This is a genomic window from Curtobacterium pomorum, from assembly GCF_044497295.1.
Classification (GTDB): Bacteria; Actinomycetota; Actinomycetes; order Actinomycetales; family Microbacteriaceae; genus Curtobacterium.
This window is the reverse complement of the sequence record NZ_CP172409.1, coordinates 3,768,288-3,782,916: the sequence shown is the minus strand read 5'-3', so window position 1 is coordinate 3,782,916 and position 14,629 is coordinate 3,768,288. Positions and strand designations below refer to the sequence as shown.

General features: G+C 71.3%; 14 protein-coding genes. 11 read left to right on the top strand and 3 right to left on the bottom strand.

Translation table 11 applies throughout. The features are described 5' to 3' along the window. The first annotated feature begins 15 nt into the window (after positions 1-15). From ACGH48_RS18155 to ACGH48_RS18130, 6 genes are read left to right on the top strand one after another with little or no spacing between them, the layout of a single operon-like run. Positions 16-1,341 (top strand): ABC transporter substrate-binding protein, encoded by a 1,326-nt coding sequence (locus tag ACGH48_RS18155; RefSeq protein ID WP_396289618.1) that lies wholly within the window; start codon positions 16-18, stop codon positions 1,339-1,341. 11 nt (positions 1,342-1,352) lie between these two features. Then, entirely contained in the window at positions 1,353-2,330 is a 978-nt protein-coding gene (locus tag ACGH48_RS18150) for a carbohydrate ABC transporter permease (protein WP_396289616.1), read from the top strand. After that, complete coding sequence (locus ACGH48_RS18145; protein ID WP_396289615.1) at positions 2,327-3,187, top strand: carbohydrate ABC transporter permease; 861 nt, start codon at positions 2,327-2,329, stop codon at positions 3,185-3,187. Before ACGH48_RS18150 ends, ACGH48_RS18145 begins: the two co-directional genes overlap by 4 nt. Continuing rightward, on the top strand, positions 3,184-3,954 hold the full coding sequence (locus tag ACGH48_RS18140; RefSeq protein ID WP_396289614.1) for a hypothetical protein: 771 nt from the start codon (positions 3,184-3,186) through the stop codon (positions 3,952-3,954). Before ACGH48_RS18145 ends, ACGH48_RS18140 begins: the two co-directional genes overlap by 4 nt. A 34-nt stretch (positions 3,955-3,988) precedes the next feature. Beyond that, the gene (locus tag ACGH48_RS18135; RefSeq protein WP_111083557.1) at positions 3,989-4,195 is read left to right on the top strand and encodes a hypothetical protein; all 207 of its coding nucleotides are present in this window, start codon (positions 3,989-3,991) and stop codon (positions 4,193-4,195) included. Positions 4,196-4,243: 48 nt separating this feature from the next. After that, entirely contained in the window at positions 4,244-5,929 is a 1,686-nt protein-coding gene (locus ACGH48_RS18130) for a bifunctional 3'-5' exonuclease/DNA polymerase (protein WP_396289613.1), read from the top strand. Between the two features lie 73 nt (positions 5,930-6,002). Here the strand turns inward: ACGH48_RS18130 and ACGH48_RS18125 are convergent, their stop codons facing one another. Then, positions 6,003-6,548 (bottom strand): hypothetical protein, encoded by a 546-nt coding sequence (locus tag ACGH48_RS18125; RefSeq protein WP_396289612.1) that lies wholly within the window; start codon positions 6,546-6,548, stop codon positions 6,003-6,005. 103 nt (positions 6,549-6,651) lie between these two features. On the opposite strand from ACGH48_RS18125, the gene ACGH48_RS18120 reads away from it, so the two are divergent. The 5 genes from ACGH48_RS18120 (at position 6,652) to ACGH48_RS18100 (ending at position 12,985) form a co-directional block, all read left to right on the top strand. Further along, on the top strand, positions 6,652-7,470 hold the full coding sequence (locus ACGH48_RS18120; protein WP_396289611.1) for a phosphatase PAP2 family protein: 819 nt from the start codon (positions 6,652-6,654) through the stop codon (positions 7,468-7,470). Positions 7,471-7,590: 120 nt separating this feature from the next. Next, positions 7,591-9,240 (top strand): serine/threonine-protein kinase, encoded by a 1,650-nt coding sequence (locus ACGH48_RS18115; RefSeq protein WP_396289610.1) that lies wholly within the window; start codon positions 7,591-7,593, stop codon positions 9,238-9,240. Positions 9,241-9,287: 47 nt separating this feature from the next. Next, entirely contained in the window at positions 9,288-12,443 is a 3,156-nt protein-coding gene (locus ACGH48_RS18110; protein WP_396289609.1) for a GH92 family glycosyl hydrolase, read from the top strand. A gap of 34 nt (positions 12,444-12,477) precedes the next feature. Then, the gene (locus tag ACGH48_RS18105) at positions 12,478-12,708 is read left to right on the top strand and encodes a hypothetical protein (protein ID WP_123311573.1); all 231 of its coding nucleotides are present in this window, start codon (positions 12,478-12,480) and stop codon (positions 12,706-12,708) included. 64 nt (positions 12,709-12,772) lie between these two features. Further along, positions 12,773-12,985, top strand: coding sequence for a hypothetical protein (locus tag ACGH48_RS18100; protein WP_148061724.1), 213 nt, complete (start codon positions 12,773-12,775; stop codon positions 12,983-12,985). 93 nt (positions 12,986-13,078) lie between these two features. Here ACGH48_RS18100 and ACGH48_RS18095 read toward each other — a convergent pair whose 3' ends face one another. After that, the gene (locus ACGH48_RS18095) at positions 13,079-13,606 is read right to left on the bottom strand and encodes a GNAT family N-acetyltransferase (RefSeq protein ID WP_396289608.1); all 528 of its coding nucleotides are present in this window, start codon (positions 13,604-13,606) and stop codon (positions 13,079-13,081) included. A 22-nt stretch (positions 13,607-13,628) separates the two neighbouring features. Next, positions 13,629-14,567, bottom strand: coding sequence for an aldo/keto reductase family oxidoreductase (locus tag ACGH48_RS18090; protein ID WP_396289607.1), 939 nt, complete (start codon positions 14,565-14,567; stop codon positions 13,629-13,631). Positions 14,568-14,629: the final 62 nt, after the last annotated feature.

The window sequence follows — 14,629 nt, the reverse complement described above, 5'->3', positions numbered from 1 at the left end:
CGAAAGGACCTCCCGATGACCGCACACTTCCCCGCCCGAGGGACCGGCGTCCGCCGGATCCTCGTCGGCGCCGTCGCCGCGCTCGGCGCGGCCGCACTCCTCGCCGGGTGCTCCACGTCCTCCGGGGCGTCGAGCTCCGGCGGTGACTACACCGCTGCCGCGAAGGACACCAAGGCGAACCTGACGTACGCCGTCTGGGACGAGAACCAGGTCAAGGCGATCAAGGCCAACCTCGAGGGCTTCAACGAGGAGTACCCGGACATCAAGGTCAGCGTCGACGTCACGCCGTTCGCCAACTACTGGACGAAGCTGCAGACCCAGGGCTCGAGCAACACGCTGCCCGATCTGTTCTGGATGAACGGCCCGAACTTCCAGCTGTACGCGGCCAACGGCAAGCTCGCGCCGATCACCGGTGCGGTCAAGGCCGGTGACATCGACCCCGCGAAGTACTCGAGCGCGCTGAACGACCTGTACACGTACGACGACACCCAGTACGGCGTGCCGAAGGACTTCGACACCATCGGCGTCTGGGTGAACAAGGCCCTGTTCGAGAAGGCCGGCATGGACCTGCCGTCGAAGGACTGGACCTGGGACGACTTCCAGGAGACCGGCGCCGAGCTCAGCAAGAAGCTCGAGGCCGTCGGCGCGTACGGCGCGGCCGGCGGCATGGACGGCCAGACGACCTACTACGACACGATCTTCCAGGCCGGGGGATCGGTCGTGAACGCCGACGGCACGAAGTCCGAGTACGCCTCGAAGGCCTCGGAAGCGGGCCTGCAGTTCTGGACGGACCTGATCGACTCGGGCGCTTCGCCGTCGATCAAGCAGCTCACCGACACCACCGCCGATCAGTGGTTCACGTCGGGCAAGCTCGCGATGTACCAGGGCGGCAGCTGGTTCCGCTCGGCCCTGACCGGCACCGCGATGGAGAAGGACGTCGTCGTGTACCCCCTGCCGAAGGGCAAGGAGCAGGCGACCGTCATCCACGGTGTCTCGAACGTCGTGTCCGAGGCGAGCAAGAACAAGGCCGCGGCGCAGGCGCTCCAGGCCTACCTCGCCGGCGAGACCGCCCAGCAGCAGCAGGGCGACATGGGCGCCGTCATCCCCGCCTACGAGGGCACGCAGTCCGCCTTCACGAAGACGATGCCGGACGCCGACCTCCAGGTGTTCCTCGACGCCGTCGACTACGCCAAGCCGCTGCCGGTGTCGAAGAACACCGCCGCCTGGAACACCCTCGAGACCAACCTCCTGCCGAACGCCTTCGACGGTTCGACCCCGGTCGACGACGTCGCGAAGCAGCTCGCGCAGAAGATGGACGCCGCCCTCGCCAAGGAACAGTGAGTCCCGAGCCGATGACGATCAACACCGAGCGGCCACAGGCCGCCTCCGCTCCCGCCCGGACGACGCGGTCGTCCGGGCGGGGCGCCCCCGGCCCGGCGGCCGGCGGCACGCGCGCACCTCGACGGACCGACGGCTGGTGGCCGTGGCTGTTCGTCCTCCCGCTGCTCGTCGGCGTCGGCACGTTCTACATCTGGCCGATCATCCAGACGTTCTGGTACTCGTTCACGAGCTGGGGCGTGTTCGGCGGTGCGACGTTCAGCGGCGTCGCCAACTACGTCCGCCTCGCCGGTGACCCGCAGCTGTACCAGTCGCTGCTCAACACGATCGTCTACACGGTCATCGTCCTGGCCGGCATCCCGATCGCGGTCTGGCTCGCCAGTCTGCTGAACACCCCGGGCCTGCGGTTCGCGCAGTTCTACCGGGTCCTCTTCTTCCTGCCCTACGTCGCCATGCCGGCCGCGATCGCGCTCGTCTGGCGCATCATGTTCAACGGCGACTACGGCATCGTGAACTGGTTCATCGGACTGTTCGGCATCGACGGTCCGTACTGGATCTCGACGCCCGGGTTCGCGCTCGTCGCGGTGAGCTTCGTCGGCCTGTGGTCGTCCCTCGGGTTCTCGATGATCATCCTCGGCGCAGGCCTCAAGGACATCCCACCAGAGCTGTACGAGGCCGCCGAACTCGACGGCGCGAGCCGCTGGCGGCAGTTCCGTTCCGTCACGGTCCCGCTGCTCAGCCCGAGCATCTTCTTCGTGGTCATCGTGACGACCATCTCGAGCTTCCAGCTCTTCGACCTGCTCTACGCCATCCTCGGCAGCACCAACCCGGTGATCCCGAAGACGATGTCGCTCGTCTTCTACTTCTACAGCGCCGGGTTCATCGACAACGACAAGGGCTTCGCGGCCGCGATCGCCATGGTGATCTTCCTGCTCATCGGCATCGTCACGCTCGTGCAGTTCCGCGTCCAACGGAAGTGGGTGCAGGCATGACCGCAACCGTCACACCGCCACGGGCCGCACGTCGGCCCAGCCGCCGCGGCGGCAGCCACTGGTGGATCCACGTCGTCCTCGGCGTCGGCGGCTTCGCGATGGCGTTCCCGTTCGTGTGGCAGATCATCATGTCGCTGTCCACGAACGCCCAGGTGCAGTCCGTCACCCCGACGTTCTGGCCGGGAGAGCTGCAGTGGCAGAACTACGCGCAGGTGTTCGAGCGCCTGCCGTTCCTCAGCCAGCTCGGCACGTCCGTGTACGTCACGATCATCCGCACGCTGGCGCAGATCGTGCTCTGCACGCTCGCCGGCTACGCCTTCGCCCGCATGCGGTTCCGGGGCCGGGCGGTCCTGCTCGCGATCGTGCTGTCGATCCTGCTGGTGCCGTCGCAGGTGTACCTGATCTCGCAGTACCAGATCGTGCAGGGGCTCGGGTGGCTCGACACCCTGATGGGGATCGTCGCGCCGGGGCTGTTCAGCGCGTTCGGCACCTTCCTGATGCGGACGGCGTTCCTGAACATGCCGCCCGAGCTGGAAGAGGCTGCGCGCATGGACGGCGCCAACCCGTTCCAGACGTTCTGGCGGATCATGCTGCCACTCGCCCGTCCCTCGATCAGCGTGCTCGCGATCACGACCGTGCTGTGGTCGTGGAACGAGCTCCTCTGGCCGCTCGTGGTCTCGACGCGTGCCGAGGACATGCCCCTCGCGGCCGGCCTCGCGACGCTGTCGAGCGACCGGACCATCGACTACCCGGTGCTCATGGCCGCGAGCCTGATGGCCATGGCCCCGGTGCTCATCATGTTCGTCGTCCTGCAGCGGCGGGTGATGGACGGGCTCGCCTCGTCCGGTCTGAAGTGACTGTCGACACCCCCGGCCAGGAGGCCCGTCCCGCGTCCGTCGCGGTCCTCGCCGCCGCCGTGGGGTCACCGGACGACTCCGCCACGGTGGCGGCCGCACTGGCCGCCACCGTCGCCGACGCGGATCCCGCGCAGCGGGACGCCCTGCTGGTCGCCGCGTTCCGCGCGGCCGTACCCGGCAACGCCGTGGCGCTCGAGGCGCGGGGGCTCCCGCGCAGCCTGGCCGAGGCGGCCGTCGCCGACGTCGACCGGAAACTCGACCGGTACGGCCTGCGTGGCACGGGGGTGGACTGGCTCGTCTCGGTGGCGACCGGTCGGGTGGTGGCCGTGGGGCGCCTCCAGTACGAACTCGGCGACCGCCTGCCGGACGGCCAGCCGGCCTGGGGCGTCCACGTTCCGGAGACCGGGCCGCTCGACCCGGACGCCTGCGACCGGTCGTTCGCCCGCGCGCCGGAGGTCCTGCGAGCCCTCGCGCCGGCGCTCGCCGCCGAGCGGTGGCAGTGCCGCTCGTGGATCCTCGACCCCGGCCTGGCCGCGGTGCTCGGTCCCGAGGCGAACCTGGTGCGCTTCGCCCGACGGTTCCGGCTCGCACCACCCGGCCCGCACGACGCCGCCGAGGGCGACGAGAGCGTGGCGAAGTTCGTGTTCGGCGTGCCGCTGGCCACAGCCCGGGCCTCGAACGCGTCCGGTCGCCTGCCCCGGGCGGTCCTCGACCGGTGGGCGGCCGGAGCGCACTGGACCGAACGGACCGGGACCGCATCCGTCTGATCGCGCGGAGCCGTCAGCGCGTACCGTGCAGCGCATGACGAAGCCCGACCACGACCACCTCGACGACGGCGTGGACATGACGTTCGAGGAACGACGCCAGGACACCTTCCGACGCATGTCCGGGTCCGACGCGCACGACGCCGACCCCCGGGTCGAGGTGTCCCGCGCCGAGGACGGCGACGTCCGCATCGACGTCGCCGACACCGCAGCCGTGCGCCCCGGCGGTCCGAAGCGCGCCTGAACCGCCAGCCCGTCAGCCAGTGACGGTGGGGCACGGCATGATCGTCCCGTGCACCTCGTCCTCCGCCGCGTCGACGGCGGCGTCCTCGCGACGCCCCTGACCGACGCGGGGACCGCTGACGGCGAGCCGATCCGCCTGGACGAGCCGGGCCTCCCGGCCTTCGTCGCGGCGCACGACGCACCGGGCGTGCGCTGGGTCTGGGACGACACCGCACGCTGGTACCCGGCCGTCCTCGCCGCCGGTGGGCGCGTGGGCCGCTGCGTCGACCTGCGGTTGTGCCGACGGATCCTGCGCGCCGCGCTGGCTGCGCGTGGTTCCGTACTCGCGGCGGCACCGGCGGACGCGCTCGACGCTCCGGTGGCCGAGGTCCGGGTCGTCCGGCCGACGCAGGCCCAGCTCTTCGACGATGCCCTGTTCACCGCGTCGGTGCCGGACGACGACGTCGACCCGGTCGCCGAGTTCCGGGCGCAGCTCGCGGCGGTCGCGGGGTCGACGGCACCCGGCGCGCTCCGGCTGCTGACGACCGCCGAGTCCGCCGGAGCCCTCGTCGCGGCGGAGATGCTGCACGCCGGCCTGCCGTGGCGCGCCGACGTCCACGAGCGACTGCTCGAGGAGACCCTCGGGCCGCGTGTGCCCTACGGCGTGCGACCGCGGCGGCTCGAGGAGATCGCCGCCGTCGTGCGCGAGCGCCTCGACGACCCGACGCTCAACCCGGACTCGCCGGCCGACGTCCTGCGGTCGCTGCGCCGTGCCGGGCTCATGGTGACGAGCACCCGCAAGTGGGAACTGCAGGAGATCGAGCACCCCGTCATCGAGCCGCTGCTCGAGTACAAGCGACTCGCACGGCTCCTGACGGCGAACGGGTGGACGTGGCTCGACGACTGGGTGCGCGACGGCCGGTTCCACCCGAAGTACGTGGTCGGCGGCGTCGTCACCGGGCGCTGGGCGGCCGACGGCGGGGGAGCGATGCAGTTGCCGAAGGGCATCCGCGGGGCCGTCGTCGCGGACCCCGGCTGGAAGCTCGTCGTGGCCGACGCTGCACAGCTGGAGCCGCGCGTGCTCGCGGCGATGGCCGGTGACCGGGCCATGGCCGCCGCCGGCGACGGGCGCGACCTGTACGACGGCGTCGTGGCCTCGGGCGCGGTCGAGACCCGGCAGCAGGCGAAGGTGGCCATGCTCGGCGCGATGTACGGCGCCACCCAGGGCGAGGGCGGACGGCTCGTCCCGCGCCTGGTGCGGGCGTTCCCGCGCGCGTTGGACCTGGTCGAACGCGCCGCTCGGGCGGGGGAGCGCGGCGAACCCGTGACGACGTTGCTCGGTCGGACGTCGCCCGTGCCGGAGGCGTCCTGGTTCGAGGCGCGGAACCAGGCCTACACGGTCGAGGGGACCCCGGCGATGCAGCGTGCCGTTGAGTCGCGGGCCCGGAGCTGGGGGCGGTTCACCCGGAACTTCGTGGTGCAGGGGACCGCGGCCGAGTGGGCACTCGCGTGGATGGGGTCACTGCGTTCCCGGCTCACCGCGCGGTTCCCCGGCGCGGTGACGGACGGTCCGCACCTGGTCTTCTTCGTGCACGACGAGATCGTGGTGCACGCGCCGGAGGAGCACGCCGAGTGGGTGGCGACGCAGATCCGCGAGGCCGCGGTCGATGCCGGACGCCTGCTGTTCCAGGAGTTCCCGGTGACGTTCCCGCTGTCGGTCGCGGTGGTGGGCGCGTACTCCGAGGCGAAGGACTAGTCGGGCTGTCGCCGCAGCGCCTGGTCGGGTGCCGCGTGCTGGAGGACGGCACGGGGCACCCGAGCGGGCACGGTCAGTAGAGCTGGCCGCGGTTGATCTGTGTCACGGTGTCGAGCGTCGCGACCGATCCGGGCCCCTGCTTCGGAGTGTGGTTCTGCTTGCCGCCGTACTTCCAGCCCCCGCGCGCCGTGTGACTCCCCATGTAGAACTTCCTCGAGAACGTGCCTCCGCTCGGGAACGTGTAGGTCCCGGCGGAGCCGTAGAAGCAGTTGTTCGTGTACGGCGTCGCAGCGGCTGCCCAGTACGCATCTCCGGACTTGCAGGTGTTCCGTACGGACACCTTCGCCTGTCGCTCAGCAGGAGGAACAGGTGCGACCGAGATGATCCTGCCGGTCTCCGCGTCGAGCCGAGTACTGACCGAGTTCGTCGCGACGTAGTCGAGGAGCGCTGCATGGTTCGTGAACTTCGGGAGCCCTTGCACGGTGATGCCGTCGAGCTCGTAGGTCTCGACGGCACTCGCGGTCGCCGCGTTCGCTGGTGCCGTGATGCCAACACTGGCGACGGTTGCAAGGAGTGCCCCGCACGCGATGGTGATCCCTCGCCATTTCGTTGCTCGCATGTTCAACCTCTCTCTCGTGACGTCTGCAACGTAGCATGTCAAATACTTACCGGCGAAGCGTTCGGCCGGGACGGCTCCCGGCGCCTTCGGGCAGGGTGGATGGATGCACACCGAACGCGGGGACGCCGCCGACCGTACCGTCGGCGAAGTCGACCTGACCCGTTGGCGCTCCCGTGCCGGCCGCAGCGTCGCCGGTGCGTGGACCGCGCTCGGCAAGCGCTTCGGCGCCATGCCCGTCCTGCTGCTGACCCTCGCCGTGGGTCTCGGTGTCGCCGTCCTCGCCACGTGGATCGCCTCCGAGGTCTACGACGCCGTGCGGGAAGCCGACGACGTCGCGGTGCTCGACCGACCCGTCCTCGACTGGGCGCTCACACTCCGATCACCCACGGCGGACACGCTCGTCACCTGGTGGACCGACATCGCCGGCACGATCGGGATGCCGATCGTCGCGCTCGGGTTCCTGGTCGGCTTCACGATCCAGCGCCGTGCGTGGACGCCACTGGTGCTCCTGGTCGCCGCGAGTGGCGGTTCGCTGCTCATGACGATCGCGGGCAAGGACCTCATCGGCCGTGCACGTCCGCCGCTGTCCGACGCGGTGCCGCCGTACGAGACGTCGCCGTCGTTCCCGTCGGGGCACACGCTCAACTCCACGGTGATCGTGGGCACCATCGTGTACCTCCTGCTCCTGCGGCAGTCGCGCGTCGTCACCCGGGTGTGGACGATCGTCGTGGGCACCCTGTTCGTGCTGTCGGTCGGGGCGTCGCGGGTGTTCCTCGGGCACCACTGGCTGACCGACGTGCTGGCGGCGTGGGCGCTCGGACTCGCCTGGCTCGCCCTCGTGATCACGGCGCACCGGTTGTACCTGACGGCGCTCCACTACGGTGCCGAGCCCGCGCCGGACGTCGACCGAATCACTTCGTGAGCAGAAGACGTCGGGTTGCTCGCCCGCACCCGACATCTTCTGCTCACGAAGTCGCCAGGCCCCGCCCCGCCGCGCCCGAACGGCAGAGCGCCGTCAGCCGCTACCGGTAGGTTGCCCGTCATGGAAGAACGGGTCTTCGGCGGCAGGTACCGCGTCACGGGCACGCTCGGACACGGTGGCATGGCGTCCGTGTACCGGGCGGTCGACGAGCAGCTCGGACGTGAGGTCGCCGTCAAGGTGTTCCGCATCGGACCGGTCGACCACGGTGAACGCGCCCGTGCCGAGTCGGAGATCCAGACCCTCGCGACGCTGCGCAGCCCGGCCCTCGTCACCCTGTACGACGCAGCCCTCGACGACGCCGACGGCGACTCGTACCTCGTCATGGAACTCGTGCCCGGCAGTGACCTGGCCACCCGGCTGCGCGAGGGACCGCTCGACCCCACGACCGCCGCCCGCGTCGGCGCACAGGTGGCCGACGGGCTGAGCGCCGTGCACGCGCAGGGCATCGTCCACCGCGACGTGAAGCCCGCCAACGTGCTCCTCGAGCGCGACGGCAGCCACGTCAAGCTCGCGGACTTCGGCATCGCCCTGCTGCGTGACGCCTCGCGTGTGACGGGGACGGGCACGGTGATGGGGACCGCCGCGTACCTCGCGCCGGAGCAGGTCCTGGCGCAGGAGATCACCGGCAAGGCCGACGTCTACGCGCTCGGACTGGTGCTGCTCGAGTGCCTGACGGGCAAGACACCGTTCCCGGGCAGCGCCATCGAGTCCGCGACCGCACGACTCACCCGCAGTCCGGAGATCGACCAGCACCTGCCGACGGCCTGGCGCACGCTCCTGCACGTGATGACGGCGCAGGACCCGTCCGAGCGGCCGAGTGCGGGCGAGGCGGCCGAACGACTCCGCGCTCTGGGCCGCGACGATCCCGGAGCCGCCACGCAACTCCTGCCCGGCGGCCCCGGGACGCTGACGGCAGCGGGCGCCGGCGCGGCAGCGGGAGCAGCCGCAGCCGGCGCCGCGGCCGCAGCCACGGCTCCGATGGCCGCGCACGCGGACGACGCGACCCGCGTGATGCCGGCGAGTGGTGCCTCCCGTCAGGGTGGACAACCGGGCGCGGACGACGCGACCCGCGTGATGGACGCCCAGCAGCCGAACGCGGCGGACGACGTGTCGACCACCGTCCTCGGTGCCCAGCGCGGCGCCGTCGGCCCGACCGGCGGAGGTGGCGGGGTGCCCCCAGCGGCCCCGCCCGTCCGACCGGGCTCAGGTGACGACCCGGCGAAGCGCGAGAAGCGACGCAAGGGACCGATCATCACGGCGATCGTCGTGGTCGTCCTGGTGCTGGTCGGCATCGGGGTCGCGGTGTTCGCGCTGAACGGCGACGACGACGGCACACCGGCCCCGACGGACACGACCTCGACCGCACCGACCGAGCAGCAGCCCAGCGAGGAAGAACAGCAGCCGAGCGAGGAGCAGCAGCCGAGCCAGGAGCAGCAGCAGCCGAGTCAGCCGGCCGAGCAGCAGCCCTCCGAGCCGGCGGAGCAGCCGTCCGAGCCGGCCGAGCAGCCGAGTGAGCCCGCCGAGCCCAGCCAGGAGCCGTCCGTCGGTCCGGAGCCGAGCGCGCCGGTCTCGAACCCGGTGCAGGAGCCGCAGGACGGCGCCGACCCAGCCGACGGCGCGGCCGACACGACGACCGACACCACGACCGACACGTCGGCGGACGCAGGTCCCGGCAACTCGGAGAACGCCCCCGGGCAGAACAAGGGCTGACACGCCGAGCGTTTTCGTCCAGACGCTGGACCAAATACGCTGGACCCGTGCGAGAACTGCAACGGAGCGGTGGGCCGACGACGGCCGTCGCGGCGCGGAACGGTGTCGGCTTCGGATCGTCGGAGGGGTGGCTGGTCGAACGACCCGCGGGTGACGGTGCCGTGGTGGCGCTCGTCCCCGGCTCCGGCGGCCGGGTGGTCGCACCCGGCGACGAACTGTCGTGGGTCTGGTTCCCGGAGCGCACGCTGCCGCAGGGCGCAGTCGAGCCCACCGAGGCGGACCTGCCGCACTTCTGGGACGCCACGGCCTTCGCCGTCGACGTCGTCTTCACCGACGGCACGCGACTGAGCGAGCAGGAGACCGCGCGCGGCGGACACGCACGCGACCAGTACGGCGACGCGCTCACGCCCGACGCGCAGGACACGGCCCGCAAGCAGTGGGTCGACCAGTGGAACCGTCGCGCGGTGGACCTCACGCCGTTCGCGGGGCGGGTCGTCGACCGACTGGAGGCCCGGCTCGGCTCCGACACACAGCCGCCGGACGCCGACGGCGAGCGTCCAGCCCTCCGCGGCTGGCTCGACGACGTCCGCATCGGCCCGGCTCGGCCGACGCCGACCACGCCGCTCGACCACGTCCGCACCACTCGCGGCACGCAGGCTTCGTCACGGTTCTCCCGCGGCAACAACGCCCCGCTCGTCGGCGTCCCGCACGGCGGTGTGTTCGGCCTGCCGATGACCGACGCGTCGAGCAACCGCTGGCCGTACGCGTACCAGGAGCACGCCCGCACCGAGGCCGACGGGCGGGTCCGGCCGGCGATCCAGGCCTTCGCGACGAGCCACATCCCGTCGCCGTGGATGGGGGACCGCGGCGTGTTCCAGGTGATGCCGTCACCCCTCGACACCCCCGACATCGACCGGGCCGCACGTGCCCTCGGGCTCGACCACGACGACGAACGCGACGGTCCGCACCGGTACCGCGTCGCCCTCGACCAGGGTGTCACGGCCGAGATGACCGCGGGGGAGTTCGCCCTCGGGTTCCGCTTCACCGGGACCCGCAGCGTCGTGCTCGACCACCACGGCCGGGTGTCCGACGTCTCGGTGACGATCACCGACGGCACCGCCGTGGTCGATGCCGTCCTCGACGACCGCCCCGGCACCCCGCCGCACCACGTGCACGTCCGGATCCCGCACGTGACCGCGGACCACACCAGCATCAGCGAGCACGCGCTGCGCGGCTGGCTGACCGTGGACGGCGACCGTCCCGTCGACGTCCTGCTCGGCATCTCGACGGTCTCGATCGAGGACGCCCGCGCGAACCTCGACGAAGCCGGCACCTTCGACACCATGTGCACCCGCGCCGAGGCGCTCTGGACGGCGAAGCTCGCGACGCTCTCCTTCGACGGAGCCACCCCGGACCAGCTGACGAGCCTGTACTCCGGCCTGTACCGGCTGTTCCTCTACCCGAACCGTGCCGGCGAGACCGCCCTGACCGGATCGCCGCACCACCGCTCGCCGTACGGAGCCGTCCTCGCCGACCCGATCCGTGACGAGCCCGGACCCGAGGTCGTCGATGGGCCGTTCACCACGACGAACGGGTTCTGGGACACCTACCGCACCGCCTGGCCGCTCCTCGGGCTCCTCACCCCGGAGACCGCCGGTGAGCTCGCGCAGGGCTTCGTCGAGCACCACCACGACGGCGGGTGGACCCCGCGCTGGAGCGCCCCCGGCGCCGAGGACTGCATGACGGGCACCACGAGCGACACCGTCTTCGCCGACCTCGCGGCGAAGGGCATCACCGGGTTCGACCTCGCCGAGGCGTACCGGAGCGCGGTCCGGAACGCGACCGTCCCGCCGCGTGACGAGCGGGTCGGACGGAAGGGGAGCCTCCCGGGCGCCTTCCGCGGCCACGTCGACACGGCGACGTCCGAGGGGATGTCCTGGACCCTGGACGCCGCGATCAACGACTGGGGACTCGCCGTCATGGCGGGCCTGCTCGCGTCACGGGCGAACACGCCCGCCGACCTGTCCCGGTACGAGGCCGAAGCCGAGTGGTTCGCCCGGCGGTCCCTGCAGTACCGACACGTGTTCGACTCCGAGCGGGGCTTCTTCATCGGCCGCGACCCCGACGGCTCGTGGCGGGTCGGCACCGAGTTCGACCCGCGCGACTGGGGCGACGACTACACCGAGACGAACGCCTGGGGCACGGCCTTCACCGCACCCCACGACGGCGCCGGCATCGTGGACCTGCACGGCGGGCCGGCGCGGTTCGACGCCGCGATCGACGCGTTCTTCGCGACACCCGAGACCGGCGCGACCGTCCGTTCCGGCGCGTACGGCTTCCCGATCCACGAGATGACCGAGGCCCGCGACGTCCGGATGGGCATGCTCGGCCTGTCCAACCAGCCGGCGCACCACATCCCGTTCTTCCCGATGTTCACCGGGCGGCACGACGACGCGCACCGCATCGTGCGGGAATCGCTGGAGCGGCTGTTCGTCGGCTCCGACCTCGGCCAGGGCTACCCCGGCGACGAGGACAACGGCGAGATGAGCGCCTGGTACGTCTTCGCGACGATCGGCCTGTACCCGCTGGCGCCGTCCACGGGCACCTACGTGCTCGTGCCGCCGTCGGTCCGCAGGACGGTGCTGCAGCAGCCGGGAGGAACGCCCACCGTCATCGAGATCGCCGACGGTTCCGCAGGTGCGTACGTCGCGTCGGTGACGGTCGACGGGTCGCCCTGGACGTCGGTCAGCATCCCGCACCACGTGGTGGTGTCGGCGTCGCACATCGTCTTCACGCTGTCACCCGAACCGCAGGGCTGGGCGTCGGACACCCGCCCGGTGTCGGCGTCCGAGGTGCACGGCTACCGGGACGCCCCCGTCGACCTGCTGCCCGTCGGGGCGTCGCCGCTGGTCGACGACACCGGGCGCACGGTGTCGGCGCTCGCCGCGGGGGAGTCGGTCTCGTTCGACGTGGACTGCCCCGCCGCCTCGCTGTACACGGTGACGGTGGCGACTCCGGGGTCGTACTCGTGGCAGGTGTCCCTCGGCGAGACGGTCACGGCGGTCGACGGCGCCGAGTTCACCTGGGCCGGGCAGACCCGCGTCTTCCGGATCATCGGCGGCGGCTCGTCGTTCGTCTTCACCGCGGGCACCGACGTGGCGCTGACCCAGCTCGAGCTGATCGCGGCGGACGGACAGCGTTGACGCGTTGTTCACCGGGCCGGAGCATGCTCGGCCCATGTCGATGAGCACACCGTTCGATCCGGAACAGCAGGGCGCCGCCATCCCCGTGGACGGCTCCGACGAGGCGGAACTCGAGATCGAGGAGGACCGTGGCGCCGACGTCGGCGACGACTCCGCCGACCCGAGCGTCTCGCCCGTCAGCCACCACGACGAGGACGAGGCCGGCGGTGGCCCGGTGTTCCGGCGCCCGCAGGCCGGCGAGCGGCTGCACCCGGACGACCTCTGACCGTTCCGGGGGTCCACCGGGGTTTCTTGGGCGATTGCCAAGCGGCTCGGGCATGCTCGTGCGCATGTCGATCGCGAACTCGTGGGACCCGTCTGGTGGCCGTGCAATCCCGGAGGACCAGGCGAAGGAGGACGGGCTCGAACTCGACGAGGACCCGGCGATGCTCGGGATCTCGTTCGACGTCGTGGGTGGCGCCTCCGCGGACCCCGCCGGGGTGTCACCGGTCGACGTGCACGTGCCGTCGCCGCGGTCTGCCGGCTCCGCCTCCGACGACTAGCGCGCGCCTGGTCGAATCGGGCGTACCTGGTCCGAAGTTTCGACCAGGTACGCCCGAAAGCGCCTTGCATCGCGCGCATTCTGGGAAGGAACGTCAGCGCGCGCCGACGCCGGGGACGCGGTACTTGAAGCCAACATGGGACGCGGTGAAGCCGAGGCGCTCGTAGAACCGGTGTGCATCGGTCCGTGCAGCGTCCGAGGTGAGCTGCACGAGCGGCGTCCCGAGCTCCGGGGCCGCGACGTCGGTGACCCAGCGCATCAGGGCACTCCCGATGCCGCCCGAGCGGAGTGCACTGCTGACCCGTACGGCCTCGACCAGCAACCGCGTCGAACCCCGGCGAGCCATGCCCGGGATCCGGGTGAGCTGCAGCGTGCCGACGAGCCGTCCGGTCTCGACCTCGGCGACGAGCAGTGCGTTCGACGGGTCGTCCGTGATCGATCGAAGGGCCGCGGCGTACTGCGGGCGGTCCTCCGGCGCGGCGACGTCACCACGCGCAGCGCTGATGGGGTCGTCGGAGAGCAACGCCATCAGGGCGTCGAGGTCGCTGTCGACCGCGTTCCGCACCACCACTGAACCGGAGCGGGCGGAGAGGCGGACGGGCAGGGTGAGGTCGTGGAGCACGACCCCACCCTGCCCGATCGACTCACGGAACGGTGTGCCCCGCGGCGGTGAAGATGCGGTACCACTCCTCGCGCGACAGCTCGACGTCCGAGCCGGCTGCCGAGTCCCGCACGCGCTGCGGGTTCGTCGTGCCGAGGACGACCTGGAAGTGCGCGGGGTGGCGGGTGATCCACGCGACCGCGATGCCGGTCGGGGTGACACCGTGTGCGGCGGCGACCTCCTCGAGCACGTCGTTCAGCTCGGCGTACTGCTCGCGGTCGCCGAGGAAGACGCCGTCGAAGAAGCCCTTCTGGAACGGCGACCAGGCCTGCAACGTGATGTCGTTGATCCGCGAGTAGTTGAGGATGTCGTTGTCGCGGGAGATCGACTGGTCGAGACCGCCCATGTTCGCCGTGAGGCCCTGCGAGATGACGTTGGCGTGGGTGATGCTCAGCTGCACCTGGTTGAACGCGAGCGGCTGGCGGACGTGCTGCTTGAGCAGGTCGACCTGGCCGGGGGTGTGGTTCGAGACGCCGAAGTGGTGCACCTTGCCGGCGGCGTGCAGCTCGTCGAAGGCCTTCGCGACCTCTTCCGGCTCGACCAGGGCGTCGGGGCGGTGCAGCAGCAGGACGTCGACGTAGTCGGTCTGCAGTGCCTCGAGCGACTCGTGCACGGACTCGAGGATGTGCTCGTACGAGAAGTCGAAGTACGCACCGTTCGGCGTCGGCCGGATGCCGACCTTGGTCTGCAGCACGATCTCGGCGCGCTCCGCGGGCGACAGCGTCACGGCGGCACCGAACCGCTCCTCGCAGCCGTGCCACTCGCCGTACACCGCGGCGTGGTCGAACATGTTCACGCCCGCGTCACGCGAGGCGCTGTAGAGCGCGCGGATGTCCTCGTCGCTCATGTCGTTGATCCGCATCAGTCCGACGACGACGTCGGATGCGGTGAGGTCCGTCTGTGGCAACTCCAGTGTCTTCACGCCGTCGATCCTGCCAGCCGGTCCCCGGTGCAGGCAGGCCCTGCCAGTACCTCAGGCGCCGA

Bases quoted from the DNA above. Each gene is read 5' to 3' on its own strand.
- ACGH48_RS18155 (WP_396289618.1), top strand. From the start codon at position 16: ATGACCGCACACTTCCCCGCCCGAGGGACCGGCGTCCGCCGGATCCTC.
- ACGH48_RS18150 (WP_396289616.1), top strand. From the start codon at position 1,353: ATGACGATCAACACCGAGCGGCCACAGGCCGCCTCCGCTCCCGCCCGG.
- ACGH48_RS18145 (WP_396289615.1), top strand. From the start codon at position 2,327: ATGACCGCAACCGTCACACCGCCACGGGCCGCACGTCGGCCCAGCCGC.
- ACGH48_RS18135 (WP_111083557.1), top strand. From the start codon at position 3,989: ATGACGAAGCCCGACCACGACCACCTCGACGACGGCGTGGACATGACG.
- ACGH48_RS18125 (WP_396289612.1), bottom strand. From the start codon at position 6,548: ATGCGAGCAACGAAATGGCGAGGGATCACCATCGCGTGCGGGGCACTC.
- ACGH48_RS18120 (WP_396289611.1), top strand. From the start codon at position 6,652: ATGCACACCGAACGCGGGGACGCCGCCGACCGTACCGTCGGCGAAGTC.
- ACGH48_RS18115 (WP_396289610.1), top strand. From the start codon at position 7,591: ATGGAAGAACGGGTCTTCGGCGGCAGGTACCGCGTCACGGGCACGCTC.
- ACGH48_RS18105 (WP_123311573.1), top strand. From the start codon at position 12,478: ATGTCGATGAGCACACCGTTCGATCCGGAACAGCAGGGCGCCGCCATC.
- ACGH48_RS18100 (WP_148061724.1), top strand. From the start codon at position 12,773: ATGTCGATCGCGAACTCGTGGGACCCGTCTGGTGGCCGTGCAATCCCG.